This window comes from Mycobacterium paraintracellulare (genome assembly GCF_000276825.1).
Lineage (GTDB): Bacteria > Actinomycetota > Actinomycetes > Mycobacteriales > Mycobacteriaceae > Mycobacterium > Mycobacterium intracellulare.
Window position 1 is genome coordinate 1,701,857 of record NC_016948.1, and the last position, 16,960, is coordinate 1,718,816.

11 protein-coding genes and 2 pseudogenes are annotated in these 16,960 nt (G+C 62.2%); 6 read left to right on the plus strand and 7 right to left on the minus strand.

Going from position 1 to position 16,960, the window contains the following annotated elements; genetic code table 11:
• The first annotated feature begins 104 nt into the window (after positions 1 to 104).
• The 3 genes from OCQ_RS08010 (at position 105) to OCQ_RS08020 (ending at position 3,628) form a co-directional block, all read left to right on the plus strand.
• A complete protein-coding gene (locus tag OCQ_RS08010; RefSeq protein WP_232065570.1) occupies positions 105 to 1,223 on the plus strand; it encodes a site-specific DNA-methyltransferase in 1,119 nt (372 codons plus the stop codon).
• A 69-nt stretch (positions 1,224 to 1,292) separates the two neighbouring features.
• The gene (locus OCQ_RS08015) at positions 1,293 to 2,591 is read left to right on the plus strand and encodes a GmrSD restriction endonuclease domain-containing protein (protein ID WP_014384203.1); all 1,299 of its coding nucleotides are present in this window, start codon (positions 1,293 to 1,295) and stop codon (positions 2,589 to 2,591) included.
• The gene (locus OCQ_RS08020) at positions 2,588 to 3,628 is read left to right on the plus strand and encodes a HEPN domain-containing protein (protein ID WP_014384204.1); all 1,041 of its coding nucleotides are present in this window, start codon (positions 2,588 to 2,590) and stop codon (positions 3,626 to 3,628) included. The genes OCQ_RS08015 and OCQ_RS08020 overlap by 4 nt, the downstream gene beginning before the upstream one ends.
• Positions 3,629 to 4,053: 425 nt before the next feature.
• On the opposite strand, the gene OCQ_RS08025 is transcribed toward OCQ_RS08020, so the two are convergent.
• Positions 4,054 to 4,236, minus strand: a complete 183-nt coding sequence (locus OCQ_RS08025; protein WP_014384205.1) for an antitoxin VbhA family protein — start codon at positions 4,234 to 4,236, stop codon at positions 4,054 to 4,056.
• A gap of 201 nt (positions 4,237 to 4,437) precedes the next feature.
• Here OCQ_RS08025 and OCQ_RS08035 point away from each other — a divergent pair.
• A pseudogene (locus OCQ_RS08035) lies at positions 4,438 to 5,495 on the plus strand (IS3 family transposase); the annotation flags it as partial.
• Between the two features lie 41 nt (positions 5,496 to 5,536).
• Here the strand turns inward: OCQ_RS08035 and OCQ_RS08040 are convergent.
• The 3 genes and pseudogenes from OCQ_RS08040 to OCQ_RS27320 form a co-directional block, all read right to left on the minus strand.
• A protein-coding gene (locus OCQ_RS08040; protein ID WP_085978335.1) for an IS3 family transposase occupies positions 5,537 to 6,696 on the minus strand; the annotation gives its coding sequence in 2 pieces (ribosomal slippage) (positions 5,537 to 6,405 and positions 6,405 to 6,696; 1,161 coding nt in all).
• A 348-nt stretch (positions 6,697 to 7,044) separates the two neighbouring features.
• Positions 7,045 to 8,376, minus strand: coding sequence for a hypothetical protein (locus tag OCQ_RS25900; RefSeq protein ID WP_232065571.1), 1,332 nt, complete (start codon positions 8,374 to 8,376; stop codon positions 7,045 to 7,047).
• A gap of 156 nt (positions 8,377 to 8,532) precedes the next feature.
• A pseudogene (locus tag OCQ_RS27320) lies at positions 8,533 to 8,994 on the minus strand (TniQ family protein); the annotation flags it as partial.
• A 120-nt stretch (positions 8,995 to 9,114) separates the two neighbouring features.
• On the opposite strand from OCQ_RS27320, the gene OCQ_RS08050 reads away from it, so the two are divergent.
• Positions 9,115 to 9,417 carry a helix-turn-helix domain-containing protein gene (locus OCQ_RS08050; RefSeq protein ID WP_051019710.1) on the plus strand — a complete coding sequence of 101 codons (303 nt, stop codon included), beginning with the start codon at positions 9,115 to 9,117 and terminating at the stop codon, positions 9,415 to 9,417.
• A 920-nt stretch (positions 9,418 to 10,337) separates the two neighbouring features.
• On the opposite strand, the gene OCQ_RS08055 is transcribed toward OCQ_RS08050, so the two are convergent.
• Together OCQ_RS08055 and OCQ_RS08065 are read right to left on the minus strand one after the other, a co-directional pair.
• Entirely contained in the window at positions 10,338 to 11,459 is a 1,122-nt protein-coding gene (locus tag OCQ_RS08055) for an ATP-binding protein (RefSeq protein ID WP_232065572.1), read from the minus strand.
• Positions 11,460 to 12,463: 1,004 nt separating this feature from the next.
• Entirely contained in the window at positions 12,464 to 12,757 is a 294-nt protein-coding gene (locus OCQ_RS08065; RefSeq protein ID WP_014384214.1) for a hypothetical protein, read from the minus strand.
• 709 nt (positions 12,758 to 13,466) lie between these two features.
• On the opposite strand from OCQ_RS08065, the gene OCQ_RS08070 reads away from it, so the two are divergent.
• Positions 13,467 to 14,915: a hypothetical protein gene (locus OCQ_RS08070; protein WP_014384216.1), complete on the plus strand. Its 1,449-nt coding sequence runs from the start codon at positions 13,467 to 13,469 to the stop codon at positions 14,913 to 14,915.
• Between the two features lie 602 nt (positions 14,916 to 15,517).
• On the opposite strand, the gene OCQ_RS08075 is transcribed toward OCQ_RS08070, so the two are convergent.
• Positions 15,518 to 16,675, minus strand: coding sequence for an acyl-CoA dehydrogenase family protein (locus tag OCQ_RS08075; RefSeq protein WP_041785449.1), 1,158 nt, complete (start codon positions 16,673 to 16,675; stop codon positions 15,518 to 15,520).
• Positions 16,676 to 16,960: the final 285 nt, after the last annotated feature.

Genomic DNA, 16,960 nt, shown 5'->3' on the forward strand with positions numbered 1-16,960 from the left:
CCGAGCGATCCGCGTAGCGGCGTGCTCGCTGCAACTGTGGTGATGAGTGCCCGAGGTCGCGTTGACGCAGGGCTCGGCGACATCGCAGCGGTACGATCAGCGTCGTGAAGTCGTCGGGGGTCTATCGCGCCCTGGGGTTCTCGGGAGACCTACTCCGACTAAACGCGGTGTGTCCTTATTACACGATGTTCCCGCTAGACTTTCCTCTCGAGCAACTGGCCTCCCATGGGGCGACGACGAGGGTGCTCGACCCCTTCTGTGGCAGGGGCACCACGTTGTTCGCGGCGCGAGCCGTCGGCGTCCCGTCGGTCGGAATCGACGTCAATCCCGTCGCCGTTGCCATCGCCCAGGCCAAGGTGGAGCAGGTAAGTGCCGCCGCGGTCGTCCGCTTGGCCAAGCGAATCCTGCAAGACGGCTTACAGCCGGTTGCGCCGCAGGGCGAATTCTGGCAGTTGTGCTACGAAGCAAAAACGCTGCGAGAGATCAGTACGGTGCGCGAAGCGTTGCTGAATCTGCACACGCCAACTGCAGCAATGCTAAGAGCAATCATGCTAGGTATCCTGCACGGCCCTCGCAACAAAGGCGCGCCCTCTTACCTTTCGAATCAGATGCCACGTACGTACGCATCCAAGCCGGGCTACGCCGTCAAGTTCTGGAAGGCCCGAGCACTGCGGCCCGTTCGGGTAGACACTCTCGACGTAATCGCACGACGAGCCGCGAGACTCCTCGAGGCGCAGCCCCCTTCGTCCGGAGGAAGGGTATACCTAGGTGACTCCGCGGAGGTCTTGAAGACACTGCGTCCCACTTTCGATCTAGTGGTCACTTCCCCGCCCTACTACGGAATGCGGACCTATCTGCCCGACCAATGGCTGCGCTCCTGGTTCCTAGGCGGGGCGCCCGAGGTGCCCTACGGGTCGGCGGGTCAGCTCGCGCGCCAGCCGAGCCAGGCGGCTTTTGTCACCGCGCTCGCCGGCGTGTGGCGCGCGACCGCACTTCGGTGCCATCGCAGGGCCCGGCTGGCCGTTCGCTTCGGAGCCCTGCCATCCGCGCGCACTGACCCGACTCGGCTGCTGCTCGACTCGATTGAGCAGGCGGAGTCGGGCTGGGTCGTCATCGGAGTCACGCCGGCTGGCACTTCGCCCTACCAGGCCAGGCAGGCCGAACAGTTTGTGAGGGCGGGCTCCGCGATAGGCGAGGTCGACGTCGTGGCCGAATTACGTTGAATACGAATTGTTCTCAGAGCCTGCGGCGGACCTAGGACCGCTCGGCGTGACAATGGGAAGGATGACGATGTGAGAGTCTCGCTGCTTCCGGGTGAAGCCATTCACGACCTGAAGCGCAAGGACGTTCCACCAGTGAGCGACGCCGATCTGAACCGGCGCTACTCCAAGGAGGGCGTCCGCATCGTGATAGAGCAAGCGCGATATCCGTTGAACCAAATACTCGCGATGTTCACCGACACCTTCGTGACCGAATCGGGTGAAACCGAGGCAAAGTACAAGCGCGATCCGGAATACCAGCGCCGTCACCGTTGGGACGAAGGGCGCCAGTCACGTCTGATCGAGTCGTTCCTCATGAATGTGCCGGTCCCGCCGGTGTTCCTGTACGAGTACGAGCTGGCGCGATTCGAGGTCATGGATGGCCGGCAACGTTTAACTGCATTGATGGAGTTCTACCAAGGCAAGCTCCATTTGACGGGTCTGCAACATTGGCCGGAACTGAATGGAAGAACCTATTCGACGTTGCCAAGCTCAATTCGCGACGGCATCGACCGCAGATATTTGTCATCGATCATCTTGCTAAACGAGACGGCATCAGATCCCGAACAGGCCGCCTTCCTCAAGAAGCTGGTCTTCGAGCGTCTGAACTCCGGAGGAGTACGACTCAGTGGCCAGGAGACCCGCAACGCCGTCTACGACGGCCCCCTAAACGACCTGTGTCTCAGATTGTCCCGAATTACTGAACTGAGGTCGGTGCTCGGCACCCCACTAGATCCCAATAGCCTCGCGGACCCTGACACCGACGAGGAATCTGACGACGACGGCGGCGGACTTCAATTGGGTCGCGATGCCCAAGGCGTCGAGGTGACCGCTGCTGGGCTGAAGCTGTATAAGGCCATGGAAGATGTTGAAATAGTGCTGCGGTTCTTCGCTTACCGGCACTTCGATAAGTTCACCCAGGGACTGAACAAAATATCCGAGTTTCTCGACGAATTCCTCGTACGAGGCAACCGCTTCGATCAGGACACGCTGGCCGAGTACGAGCAGATCTTCGTCGACAACATTACTTTCTGGCATGCAGTGGGCGGCCCAGTGGCATTCCAAGTCAAGAACAGTAATCGACACTTCAGCAAGATCGCTTACGACGCGTTGATGTATGCCAGCTCGGCGTTGAGCGGCGAGCAGCGAGCGGCGTTGCTGACTCAGCCGACGATTGTGAAAGCCGCTGTTGACTTGATGTACGACCAACACTCGGAGGTATTTGGTGGTCGCAGGACCAACGCCGCTGACGCGCGCAACCGGAATGACCACGCGTACGAAGCGTTGAACGCCGCGCTGATTCAGATCGAAGGTCAGGCCACACAGTCTTGATTCCTAAGTACGATGCGCTCGCGGCGGATCTGGACTTGATTCGCCGCTACCTCGACACAGTCTCACGACTCCATCAGACGACCGACCAACGCCGATTCGCCTACATCGCCAGTATCTCGGCGCTGTACGCCTCGTTCGAGACGTTCGCCGAGCAGCTCGCGTTCCGATTCGGCCAGTTGATGCTCAGTGACCCCAAGGCCTTGTCTACCCTGCAAGTGCAGAATCTGCGCAGCAAGTACGTGCAGAACGCATCCGCTTTGCTGGGCAAGAATCTCGGGGTGGGCCGGTATAAGGAGATCGACGAACTTGACATTGCGAAGAGCTTGGCCTCATGCCTCGGCGATTCGCATCCCTACGATCTTCGCCTCGAAGTGATTGCACTCCATAACTCCAACTTGCGCTGGGACGCCATGGCCGACCTCTTCCGCTGGGCAGTGCCAGACCTTCCGACCCGCATCCAGCACGCTGATGCGGTCCGCAGCTGGCAGGTGAAATCGGGCCACGGCGACGCGACGTTGCCGACCGAGCTGCTCGCCAGGGAACTGGCAGATCTCGTAGAGCGCCGAAACGAGGTGTCGCACCGGGCAATACCCGATGAAATAGTCTCCCCAGAGCAGCTGCTGGCCAAGGTTGACTTCATTGAGGCGATGAGCCTGGGACTAGTGGCCAGCCTATCGTGTCTGGTGCTAGAGGCTTCCCGCGGCCGAAACGAGAGCGAGGCGTTGGGCGTCCCGACCGAGTACTACCAGCGGGGACGTATTGTTGTCATTCCGACCCTCGGCGCGCCCGTAGGGGTAGGCGACGTCCTCTGGGCATCGAATGGCCGTGTCGCTCGTTGGGGCCGACTCCGGGAAATCCAACTTGACGGCCTCAGCGTTCCACGGGTTGACTCGGCGGTCGAAGCCGGCCTTAAGCTCGAGTTCGCCGTGCCCAGAAATAGTGCACTCTACGTGTGGCGCACACCCGATGCGGAGTTTGTCGAACCCCCGGCCGGCATCTTCGGCGACCGCGGCCCGCTGGCCTCCGAAGTCCACTGACCCGCGCCGGCACCCAGAGGCCGGCGCTAAACGCCGAATCGGTGGGACGTGCGGCTGCGCCATGCATATGATGGGTCCGCTAGCTTAACCGCTGGCCGGGCCGATTAGGAACCACGCTAATGACGATTAGCCATGAACGGGTTCCGGATTCATTAGTGACGAAACAGGCTGCGCTACAACCAATTTTCGAACTGCTTCGAAGCTTGCGTGCCGCGGTGAGCTAAGGCCGAGCGGGCCGCCGGAGGGGTCGCTGGTGTCGCGGCTGCTCGTGATGGCCGATCCGACCGATGGTGTTCGACCCTCTTCGCGATGATGTTGCTCGTTCCCATGGCCCGATGCTCGGCCACCCCGCGCCGCTGCTGAGAGTGATGAGGCACCGTTTGATTCGATCGCCCAACCGCGACAGGGGGCAGCCCTGGCTCGGTTTACTGAACGTTATGCCGGCGCCGCACGCGATCGCATAGCTCGGCGGCGGTGATATTGCCGCGGGCGTAGGCAAGCTGGTCGGCGCGGGTTGCGTTGGTGCTGAGGGAACCTTCGAGTTCGGTGCTGTGGCGGATCGCCCTGATGGCCTTGATCCGACGTTTGGCATTCTGCAACTCGCTCACGCAAACACCAACTTCGGTCGGCTTCCTGCACGGTAGTCGACACAACAGGGATCGGGTGAGGCGCGAGCTTGCGCCGGATTGTCTGGCCTCGGCGCCGATGATGATGATGATCGGACGATCTGAGGTGAGCCCGTCGTAGTGGTCCAGTCGTTGTGGGACTCTGTTGCCCGGTGTTCGGGCAAGGAAGAATCAAACAACGACATGGCGTCGAACAAGCGCCGGCGGCATACGCCGGATCAGATCATCCGCAAGCTGGCCGAGGGCAACAAGCACCTCGGGGCCGGCCAGGAACTCAGCGAGGTGTGCCGACACCTGGAGATCGCTGAGTCGACGTGGCATCGCTGGCTTGCCCAGTACGGCGGTATGAAGGCCAATGAGGCCAAACGACTCAAGGAACTCGAGGCCGAGAACGCCCGGTTGAAGAGGCTGGTCGCCAACCAGGCTCTCGATATCGACATGCTCAAGGAGATCTCGGCGGGAAACTTCTGACCCCGAACCGCAAGCGCAGCGCCGTTAAAGTGCTGCGCGACCGGTTCGGGGTATCTGAACGCCGCGCCTGCGCGGTGGTGGGCCTGCACCGTTCCACGATGCGCCTGACGCCACCGCCGATCACAGCGGAGGAGGCCGAGTTGCGTGCCTGGTTGCGCCGGTTCTCCACTGACCGGCCGCGCTGGGGGTGGCGACGGGCAGCCAAGATGGCCCGCAGGGCGGGCTGGCTGGTCAACAACAAGCGCATCCGCCGGTTGTGGCGGGAGGAGGGCCTGCGGGTCCCGCAGCGCCGCAGGAAGAAGCGGTTGACCGGTATTGGTGTCGCAGTGGGCGCGATGTCACCGATTCGTCCGAACGTGATCTGGGCGATGGACTTCCAGTTCGACACGACCGCCGATGGCCGCACCATGAAGATGTTGAACGTGATCGACGAGTTCACCCGCGAAGCACTCGCGATCGAGGTTGATCGCGGCATCGACGCCGACGGCGTCGTCGATGTCCTGGACCGCCTGGTTGTGCAACACGGGGCGCCGCACTACGTGCGCTTCGACAACGGTCCCGAATTCGTGGCGCACGCCGTGCACGATTGGTGCCGATTCAACAGCGCCGGTTCACTTTTCATCGATCCCGGCTCGCCGTGGCAGAACGCCTGGATCGAATCGTTCAACGGCAGGCTACGCGACGAACTGCTCAACTCTTGGCGCTTCGACTCGGTGCTGGAAGCCCGCGTAATCATCGAAGACTGGCGCTGCGACTACAACGCCAACAGACGGGACTGCCCCGCATTCAGTTGACTCGCGGGGTGGGATTTTCAGGCCGCGGTTGCGGCTTGTGTGTGGAGCAGTTCGAACTCTATCGGGGTGAGTCTGCCGAGTGCGCGTTGCCGGCGGCGTCGGTGGTAGGTCCGCTCGATCCACGACACGATCGCCAGGCGTAGTTCGGCTCGGGTGGACCAGCGTCGCCGGTCGAGCACGTTGCGTTGCAGAAGGGCGAAGAACGACTCCATGGCAGCGTTGTCACCGCACGCGCCGACACGACCCATCGATCCGTGTAATCCGTTGTGCGACAGTGCATGGACGAACTTTCGTGAGCGAAATTGGCTACCCCTGTCCGAATGAACGATCGTCGCGGCAGGTGAACGCAACGCCACGGCGTGATCGAGGGCGGCCACTGCCAGCGAGGACTTCATCCGCGAGTCCATCGAGTAACCCACGATCCGGTTGGAATAGACGTCTTTGATCGCGCAGAGGTAGAGCTTGCCTTCATCGGTGCGGTGTTCGGTGATGTCGGCCAGCCAGACCTGGTTGGCGGCCTGGGCGCTGAACTGACGCTGCACGAGGTCGTCGTGAACTGGCGGCCCGGATCTGCGGTTCAGTCCTCGCTTCTTGGCGAAGACCGACCAGATGCGCTCCTGGGAACACAACCGTGCGACACGGTTCTCGCTGGCGAAGATACCGCGTCCGGGAAGTTCGTCGGCGATGAATCGGTAGCCGAATGCGGGGTCGTCGGCATGGATGTCGCGGGCGGCGTTGATCAGGTGCGCATCATCCCAATCTCGCTGCGATAGAGGTGCTTTGCGCCATTTGTAGAACGCCTGGGTGGAAAATCCCAGGACCCGGCAGGTCACCGTGACGGGCACGCCGTCATCGGCAAGGTCGAGGACCAGCGGGTACATCATTTTGGGTTGGCATCCCGGGACAAGTAGCCGACCGCGCGACGCATCACTTCAGCCTCCTGCTCGAGGAGCTTGATCCGCTTATGCGCCTCGCGCAGCTGCGCCGACACATCCTCAGAGACCGCCGCAGGCGACAGCCGGTTGGCACCGTCCTCGCGGTCGGCGATCTTAAGCCAGCGATGCAGGCAGGCCTCCGAAATCCCGAAGTCCTTCGCGATCTGGCGCAACGGCGCCTCACCCTTGCGGGCCACAGCGATGACATCGGCTCGGAACTCGGCGGGAAACGGTCTCGGCACGAGGTTGATCCTTCCAGCAAGGACGAATCCTCACAGGTCAGGAGTCAACCAAACCGGGGGCAGACCCGAATGCGGCTGCGGCGCTTCGGTGCTAAGAGGGCAGATCATCCGATTAGAGAGCAATTTCGGCGAGGAACTGCTCGTTAGGAGTGGTTCGCGTCTAAGACCATGGCGGCCGACAGCTCTTGGTCATACAGTGGCTGACCTGGTGCATCAGATCGAAGCACGCATCGACACGGTTAAATGACCCCGCCGGCCGGCCAAGGCATTGACACCCCTGCACGCTGTACACCGCGTTCGGCCATCGCCGTTTCCGAAGGGCAAACGACGACAGGGCCTTTGCCAACATCACGGAGTCTGCCCTCCGAGCAAGCGAGCAGCCGTTGGCGGCCGCATCGCATCGCGGCAGCAGCCCATTCCAGATTCAATGTCAGCACCCAAAGTTCGAGGATGCGATTCAACTGGGCAGGAGCTTACCGTGGGGTGCCACAGTAGCGGCTCCCCACCGCATCCGTGTTTCTCCAAAAACTCTGTGGCAGAACGGTCGAGAAGCACCGAGAGGTCCGGCGTCATCGACTGAGTGAGTTTGGACAGCTGGCGGTGGAACTCACGCTTACGGTCGGCCGTGGGACATCGATGCGCAGGGGAGCCGGTCATCCGCTCATACATCCAACACCGGACCAATTCGACCCGCATTGCCGGGCTGGCCTCGACCATTGTCTCACAGCATATTTCGTACCACTTATCACCATCCATCAGCTGATAGAAGGGAAGTGCACGCCGCCGTTCGTAGTCGATGGGGCAAGCGCCTGCATCAAGGTCGTCCGCGACGCGGATCAACGCCGCTCGCAATCCTCCCCAGTCCTTGGCAGTGCTTAACCGTTGAAGAACACGCGCTACGGCCGGCGCCGTCGTGATCGACCCGAAACGCCGGGCCGCTTCGCCGAGGGTAATTCGCGTGCCGACCACCAGGACGGCGCAGGCCAGCGTCGCGGCCAGCTGCTCGGCCGCTAGACCTACCGGGGGGAAACGCATTGCAACCGAGTGCCATAGCAACGCCGGAATGTGTCGCTGCCGTTCCGCTAACACGGCCGGGTCACTGGGGGAGTGGGTGCCGCTTCGGTAGCGAAGTTGATCGCTAGGGCCCAGGTAGGTTTCAAGTGCTGACAACTGGACAGCGCGCAACGGGCCGCTGACGATTTTGCCTCTGCCGAAATGAGTCGCAGTCACCGACGTGGCGCGTGCACCCGGAGTCGCTACGATCCAGCGCATCCGTACCTCAGCGTGTCGTACGTCAGGGCTACCCAGAACGGCGAGCGCGGCAACCAGCGCCAACGCAGCACCACCTGCCGTCACCGCGGGATTGGCCACCACCGCTTGGCCAGCGTCACCGGAAACCAGTTGCGCGTAAAGGTCCACGAGGTCGCTCGGCGTGCGCTTCTTAACAATGTCGCCAGATGAAAACCTCAGCACGCGATTTCCAATCGCGGCGACATCGGCGAAAAACTGAGATACGTCAACAGGGCCGCCAATGTAAATGCCATCGGACACCCCTTGTTGGTCAAGGCACTTCAGGATGCGTCGCTGCGCTATGAGCACCAGGTGATCAACGGGGAAACGTTGCACGGCTGACCCCGACAGCGCCGCGCCGCATCGAAACGCCTTGCGACCATGCGCCACTGGCGTTTGTTGCGAACAAAACCCCGGCGCCATAAGCGTGCCCGAAGCTATCGGTCCGACCCTCTGCCAGCGCCCACACTCAGGGCAGCAGTCGACAAGCAGGCAGTGGTGTACGGGGCACGCAATGGCCCAGCGCAGCCGCCACCACAACTGCCACCGACCGCCATTTTCGGCCAGGCACATTGGGCAATAGCGCGACCTTTCGGGCGCCCGCAAAATCGGCACCGCCGCAGCCGGCCTTCTAGCAGCGTTCGGTGAGCGAATCAGTCCCGCAACCGTCATCGACGCAAGCCTGCTGGTATCAACACCGGTGCTTTGGCTCAGTGCCGATGACTGCGATCCGGTGAGCCCAAGCAACCAGCCATAGATCCCGGTTCTTGATCCCATCGACGGGTTGTCGAGACCGACAGCACGGAGAAGGTCGCCCCATGGCGTGTGCGACCGGTACGCAAGCGCTTCGAGATAAGAATCAAGTGCCTCGCCATCAGATGGCGGCAGTCGGATCGGCAGGCTCCGGCATATTGTGGCCGGCGCACCTTCGCTTGAGCACAGCAATACAGGATCGATCGAGGACCAATGCACGCCGCCGGAAGACCCGTAGGGCCCGCCGACCCTCATCCCATATCACCAGGCAACGTCGACCTGCCTTCCGGTCGACGAGTGAGGAAGAAGGCCGACTCCGAGCAATGTACTACTAGTAGGGCAGACATCGGTTGCGCTCGCCGTTTACCTGAGAGCGTGCCCACGCGCCCGAGCCAAAACAACCCCGAGCGGGTTGCCCAATGGGAACGGTGGCGAGGAATAGTCGGGCGCAACATTCGCGAACTCCGCGTTCAACGCGGCATGACGCAGGAAATCCTCGCGCTGCACTCGGGTGTGACGCGCAATGTGCTGATCGATGTCGAGTTCGGCCGGCGTGGTCTGCTCTACGAGCGGCTCTTTGACCTCGCGGAGGCCCTCGATGTGACAGTCGCTGATCTGCTTGCCGTGCCCGAACGGACGCCAGTGCGCAAGAGACGCTCCAAGCGGCCTACCAAATGATGCTGCATTCCAGTCGCCGCACGCGGGCGTCGAGCGACGGCCGGATGCGCGGGGTCTGAAGCAGTGCGAACCGGCCCTTGCACTACTAGTGCTACACTGCGTCAGACGGGCCTGGTCTGCTGGCTGACCAAAAGAGTCGGACAACGGGTGACGATCCGGCCGCGCATGGGGCGGTTCACCGCCGATCAGACGCCTCGCAGTGCCGCCGGCCAGGTCCGCCCCGCAACGTCGGCCACCCTGGTGTGCCCGGGGGCGCGTGTAACCGTGACGGAGGTTGGGCGTGGCCCCACATGGTCGGCAGGAGGTGGCTCGACACCGCTAACCCGAGCAGCGAGGCGCGCTACGCGGCACCATTGCCTACAGCGCACTGGAGGGCTGGACTCCGATCCTGGGGCGTGAATTTTCTCGCCTAATTGAGCAGTGGGGCAATCACATTCACCGAATACCGGGCGATCGTACTGCGTGCAGCGCCGCTTGGTTCCCCGTCCACCCGAATGATCGTCGATGAAGCAGACACAGCGACCAAACACTCCGACATTGAAGGGCTTCCGAGCTCCGATTTGAGGGTGTGATTCCACGGTCGGCCGGAGTCGATCTTAGCGCGGACCGATCTCGATCACCGGTTGACGAGAAATCAAGGTGACACCATGACGAACCCAGTGTCGATGCCGAGCATTGGATTCTGTCGTATGACTTCAGAATCGAGGCTAAAGGGGGTCGTCTTGACCGCGAATCTCGACGCGAAACCAACTTGCGGTTTGCGGTGTGTCGCATCGGCTAACAAGCACTTGACCGCGCAGGAGCTCAGCCGTGGTTTCCCAATCGACCAGATCGTCAGGCCGCTGCCGCACTGATCCGTGCGCTTCTGCGGGTCCGTAGCGCCGACCAGTCACTGGCTGAGCCTAGGACTGCGCTGTCGATCACAGGTAGGTGCCTTGGGGTAGTTCGGGTTTGAAGCGGCCTGACTGGATGGTGGCCAGGAGCGCGGTATCGGTGACCGTCCCGGTGGCTAGAACGGTACGCCGAACGATTTCGCGGATGTCGGCGCCATTGGTTTCGGTATTGAAGTGGCAGGCGACGTGACTGGAATCGACGGATTCGGCTCCGGGAATGCCCCGCAGATAGGTGGTCAGGATCCGTGCTGCCGCCTCGCGTGTGGGATAGCCGATCTCGATGATCGAGTCGAAGCGTGCGGTCCGGATCGCCGCCGCGTCCAAAGCCGCGACGTCGTTTGTGGAAGCCAACGTCAAGATCGGCGCTGAGGGGTCTGTGTCCATGACAGCCAAGAACTCCGAGAGAGGACGAACCTCGCCGTGGTGGCGGCGATTGCCGACGATGAGGTCGATGTCCTCAAGCACGATCACGGTGGGCCCTAGTGCACGGGCCTCTTTGTACACGGCGGACAGCACTGATTTGCCGGCGCGGGCATCGACATTGATCACGGTGAACGGCCCGACGAGTTCCGCGGCGATGGTTTGCGAGATCGCGGTCTTGCCGACGCCCGGCGGCCCGGCGAGCAAGATTCCTCGGCGTACTCCCAGCCCCAACTGGGTCATCAACTGCCGGTGGGTGGTCAACGCGGCAATATTGAGGTCGATCTCTTCCCATACCGACTCGGGCACAATCACATTCGTGCGGCTAAGGGCCGGGATTTCCGTGACCTCAAGAACCAGGCCGTTGTTCTCGGATGCCGTCAACGCTCGACCACGGTAGAGATTTTTGGCGCCATCGGCGTCGTTCATGATCGCCTCGATCACGGCGACGGCATGACCGCGATCAGCAGGGGTGGTGTAGACCTGCAGCCGTGGCGTATCGGAATACAGCGTCGACGAACTTAGCCGGACCACGACGGGCGCGGGGGCGAGCTGGCCGGCTGTGAAGAACGCCGACAGCCGCGCAGGCGGCGCAAGGTGTTTGTCGCCAATCTCGATGTGCGCCCAGGTCGGTGGCTCATCGTCGTCGCTGGGCCCGATCGGAGGATCGAAGCGGTCGATCAACGCGGCCAGCGCCAATCCGGCCGCGACGTGTCCGATCGAGGACAACCGCCGTGACTCACATACCAGATCCGACCCCGATCGGCCCAACATCGCATGCAGAAACCCCGCGAGGGTGACTTGCGTGGTTACCGACCCCGTCAAGATTTGGCCGACTAACTGCACTGCCCGCCGAACCGACGAATCCTCACCGGCCAACACCGCGGCTAGGGCTGGTGGCTCAACCTTGGACATGCTCAGCAGTATGCCCGCACCTACCGACAGCACCGGCAGGACCGGCCATCGCTGACACCTTTGGCCCGCGTGGAAATAGCGGGCGCAATAGGGTCGCCGACCGTTTTCCGGCGGCGACCGGTAACAACTAGCTGCCCGGCAATCCTTGCTGGATCACCTTGGGAACCGGTAGGCCATCTCGACGTAGGTCGCCGGGGAAGCACGGCGATGTTGCGACAATGGTCGGTGGATAGTCGGGAGGATATGCCGCCTTGATTTGTATGTGGTATCCGTCTGGGAAGTAACCGAATGGTTGGGTTTTTCGAAGCCGTCGCGCTCGATCACCGTGATGCCCCAGCTTCGCCAAAGCTCTCCGGCGTGTGCGATGAGATCTGCCCCTTCACGCCGGCGGGCCCGATCACTTTGGCGAACAACGAAAATTCGGTGAGGCCGGGGCCGGGGCCGGGGCCGGTGTAGTTGTCATCGCAGCCGACGTTGCTGCCGCCGATGGTGTCGCTCGTGTCTAGGACGGTGCCCCGTGGCAACCCGTCGACTGTTTTCCTGCAGGTACCGAAGCACTGAGTCCTCGGCCTCTTGTTAGCTTTTCGGGATCTTCGGTGACGGCGCAATGGGTGTGGATTCCATGGGCCCTTCTGAAATCATTGTCGCGCCGGACGGGGCTGATGACCCCGACCCTGTGTGCTTGGTTGGATGGGTCGATGAGCACGCGGCAAGTACGGCCGCTGCCAACAGAACAGCAAGAACGTGAAGTAATCCGCGAGATTCTTCTTTGTTTTCATTCTGGCCTCGCGGGAGGAGGGCCGGCTGGCATCGTTGCTTCAGGTGTGATCCAGTTCGTTGAGGTTTCCGTCAGCCCACTCTTCCGCGGCCGCCACGGCATCGGGATGATCGGACATCCAGTTGCCGTGCGCCGTGCATCGCAGGCGCAACTCGTCCTGGTCTGCGTCTCGCGGCAGCAAGCCGTAGTGAGCGCGGATGTGATCCTCGCTGAATGCGCGGCCCGCGCGGGAGTCGGCTTCTGCTCCGATGAGCGATTCACGAACGCCCGGTAGTGCCAACCGGAAGTCGCCGTCGTCGCCGTCGTCGGCCCACTGATCGGCATTACCAGTCACCCCATCAGGGTAGTGGCGTACTGCGATAAACCGAATCTGCTGACTATCGCGATGCGCGGTGGCTTCACGACAATGTCGGCAAAATCCGAGCCGGACCGATTGGTCACCACATCGCCGATGAGGCGTAGACCGGGGTTTGGCGGAGGGCGCGCCGCTGTTCGCTCGCAGTGGCGGCGGATCAGGTCACGTCACTCGGCGCACAGCGTAGAGCCTGCGGTGGATCCTCTAAATCGTCCCGAGCACATCGAGCGCATCCTGCTCGGTCAGCCGGGGTTCGCGGGCCCCAAGGCTTTCGGAAGGCTGCGCAGGCACCTTCGGCCAGGAGCGGTGCGCCCTCGTGCTCGTTGTGCTCGGTAACCGTCGAACAGTCCGTCAGGACGACCCGTCGCTATGCCGCGGAGCACCGCAGGGACGAGGGCGCGGCCGCCGTCGTCGAGGCCGGACTTCTCTCGCAGCCGGGCACAACATCCCGGGTGCGCCCCGCGATCCGTCAGAAGGTTGTGCAGCCGCTCGCTGCGGGCCGACGGCTCGCAGGCTTTGGTCGCACGCTAGTGTCAGGGTCACCTGTTATCACTGAGTCGTGACTCTCGATGTGCCCGATGACTCGCCTCGACACAGGTTCATGCGGTACGTGCGACCACCCGGTGACCGGAACAGCACACAACGTGAAGCCGGACCACTATTCCCGCTCCGACCGAACACGCGAAAGATGCGTGTTGCCATCGATGTGCAGACCCTCGCGGAGCCCACGCCGGAGCTAATGCGAGTTCTCGCCCATGACGAGGAAGTCGAACCCCTCCTTTTCGTCCAAAACGACGAATCAGAGCCTCAACGTTGGATGCAGGTTCTCGAATGTCGCCGGTGGTACCAGTTCACGTTCACGACCGTCGCAGACGCTCCGAAGTTCATGGATTCCTCGACTGTCGGAGTGTCCGGTTACGAGGACGGCGACAGAAGGCTGGCAGCCAGTGGGCACTTTTTCAGTGTTTACGCGATGCTTGACGAAGCGGCGCTTGCTTCGTACACGGACGACTCGGGGATCACGCTGGCTGACCGTCACCGTGCTGCCGCTCTCGCATGTGCGTCCGCAGCAATTGGGGCTGATGTCATCGTGACCACTGCGCCCACGGCGGGGCGCGACGATGTCGCTGACAACGATCTGATCGTGAGCGTGACGCCGAGCCAGTTGGTCCCGCTGTTCGGGCACTACCTTCGCATGACGGGCAATCCCGTTCTGACCGTGGCCAAAGGACGGTTGCTTGGCGGGGGCGAGTACGTCCAAACCTACAACGCGACCTCGGTCGCAGACCTGTACCAGGCGGGCATCGACGCATCCGTTCCGCACCTCACCTCGATCCGGCTGATGGCCACAGCCGGTCTCGACCTCAACCTCGTTCAGTCCATGTCAGCGATTGCACTGCGCCTCGGCCGCGCCGCGCGGGCTGTGGACCACCTACTCGCAACGTTGAGCACCGCCGCATCGAACGACATGCAGCGATCCGACATGTCAGAGACGGCTGGTGAAGCATTCGACCGAATGCTGCTGTACCTGTGCGCCGCGATGGACAGGTATGCCCGCGTCACCCGGACCTTGTTCGATACGACCCTTGATCCCGACAACCAGCGCGGCTCCCTCACATCCACCGAAGAATTGCGGTCGGTGATTGCGAAGTTCGAGCCGACAGATACGGCACAGCTAGAATCACTGGGCTCGTACGCCTGGGTCATTGGACAGTTGCGCAACCGAATCCACGCGCTTCCCCTCGACACACAACATCGGCTGTCTCGCAGCTACGGCTCGTCGACAACGGTGGCGATCACCCTCAATGGTCTTGCAGAGTTCGACCCCGCCGCCACACCGCTCAGTCAAGTCCAACTGGACAGGCTTGGGGTGTGGAACGCGCAGTCATCCAACCCATTTCAGCCGCCCACGTACGCTGCAGACATCGCCACCTTGGCGACAACCCTCTTCAGAGAGACGCTGTGCTACCTGGAGGAGTTCTCTCACTTCATCATTCGCAACAAGGTGCTGGTAACGGTCACAACGCAGAAACACCGCGTGCTCGGTTGCTGGGCGGATGATCCCCGCCCGATGCCAGACGCGCTGCCAAACGAGCTTCTCTATCGGGAAATGCTGGGGTGGGCTGAGTTCGGCTGATCTGCACAACGCAAACCGCCCCAAGCCCATCAGCGGGTTGGGGCGGTCAAGCAGAATGCGCAGCCAAGCCTACCCGGCGCCGTCCCCACCATCACCCCGTTCCAAGCCGCGCGCATCGTTGGGCGATGGAGGAGGCGGCGAAGGTCGCCCGACGGAGTTGGTCATTATCGGGGAGCCGTCTGAGTATCACGATTCCTCAACGAGAGGGCACTGCGCATGGGCTAATCGGTGAGAACTCGGTTGGACGGTTCGTCAGCACGAGAGAGGGTTCGATTACTTCTCTTGGATACCAGCGGTTGTCCGTCATTGACATGTCGTAGGTGGATCACTAGCCGAGGCCCCAGCTACTCCCACATCGGTGTCGGCGAGTGGCCACTCGAGCGTCCCGATCGCTTCGAGTCCGGCTGCTGTAGACGGAACGTGAGCGCAGGACCCATTGGTTTGAGTACGACGTAGCTGGAGGGCCGCCAAGCGGTTGATCGCTGGACCTTCTAAGAACGCCCTACTCCGATAAGGCGCAAAGTTGCGCGCGGCGTCCTGGGGTGACCGTCGTGGCCGGGTGGCACGGACAGAAGCTAAGTACTACTGCGCCAACGGTTTCACTACACCCCACCACGGGCGATCAACTGTGAGGCGATTACGTTGCGCTGGATCTCGTTGGTACCTTCTCCCACGATCATCAACGGCGCGTCGCGGAAGTAGCGTTCGACGTCGTATTCGGTGGAATAGCCGTACCCTCCGTGGATTCGGACCGCATCCAGAGCGTTCTCCATGGCGACCTCGGACGCGAAGAGTTTGGCCATCCCAGCCTCCATGTCGGCGCGATCTCCGCTGTCGTATCGATCCGCCGCGTGCAACGTGAGTTGGCGGGCAGCCGTCAGTTTTGTGGCCATGTTCGCCAGGTAGTGGCCGATCGCCTGATGCTTCCAGATGGGTTTGTCGAAGCTCTCCCGTTGTTGGCTATAGGACACCGCGTCTTCGAGCGCCGCCGTCGCGACGCCGAGTGCGCGTGACGCTACCTGGATCCTGCCGATCTCAAGGCCGCGCATCATCTGTGAGAATCCCTGTCCCGCTTCGCCACCGAGGACAGCCGACGCGGGCACCCGACAGTCGTCGAACGACAATTCGCAGCTTTCCACGCCCTTGTAGCCGAGCTTGGGAAGATCGCGAGACACCGAGAGGCCGGCAGTGGGATTGTCGACCAGCACGACCGAGATGCCGGCATGCTTGGGATTGGCATGCGGATCGGTCTTGCATAGCAGCGCGATCAGTCCGGATTTGCGCGCGTTGGATATCCAAGTCTTGGACCCCTTGATCACCAAGTCCTCGTCCTCGCGAACCGCGACGGTCGAGATGCCCTGGAGGTCCGATCCACCGCTCGGTTCAGTGAGCGCCATTGTGGCGCGCAATTCGCCCGACGCCATGATGGGCAGGTACCGCGCCTTCTGGTCATCCGTGCCAAACGTGGTCAGCAGTTTGGCGACGACCGTGTGGCCGCCCATGGCGCCCGCCAGGCTCATCCAACCTCTGGCGAGTTCCTGAGTGACCAGCACGTAGCACCTGGTCGACACCGGTGAGCCTCCGAACTCCTCGGGGACGGCGAGCCCGTAGATGCCGATCTGCTTCATCTGATCGATCCACTCGGCAGGGTAGGTGTTCGCGTGTTCGACCTCGCGAACCGTCGGCTTGACGTCTCGGTTGACGAACTCGCGCACAGTGTCGATCAACATCGTCTCTTCGTCCGACAGTCCGGTGTACATCGCGAGCGCCTTTCCCTGCATGTCAGAAGCAATAGAATTTAATATAGATTAAAGTAGGTCGGCAACCAAGGAGGCTGACCTCCTCGTCGGAGTGGCCGCGTCCACGGCCGGACGCTCGTTGGACCGAGTGCCGATAGAAGCCTCGCTGCCGCCGAAGTATTGATGGATCGCGGCATCGCTGAACACCTCGCGGGCGGCGGCGATGATCCGTACGCGCCTCAGGCGCCTTCGCTTCTGGCGGCCGTCCCGGCCCTCTCCGTGTCCGCTTATTCAGTACTGAAGTTT

Coding starts and splice junctions, on each gene's coding strand:
- OCQ_RS08075 (WP_041785449.1), bottom strand. CDS start 16,675: ATGTACACCGGACTGTCGGACGAAGAGACGATGTTGATCGACACTGTG.
- OCQ_RS08070 (WP_014384216.1), top strand. CDS start 13,467: ATGCGTGTTGCCATCGATGTGCAGACCCTCGCGGAGCCCACGCCGGAG.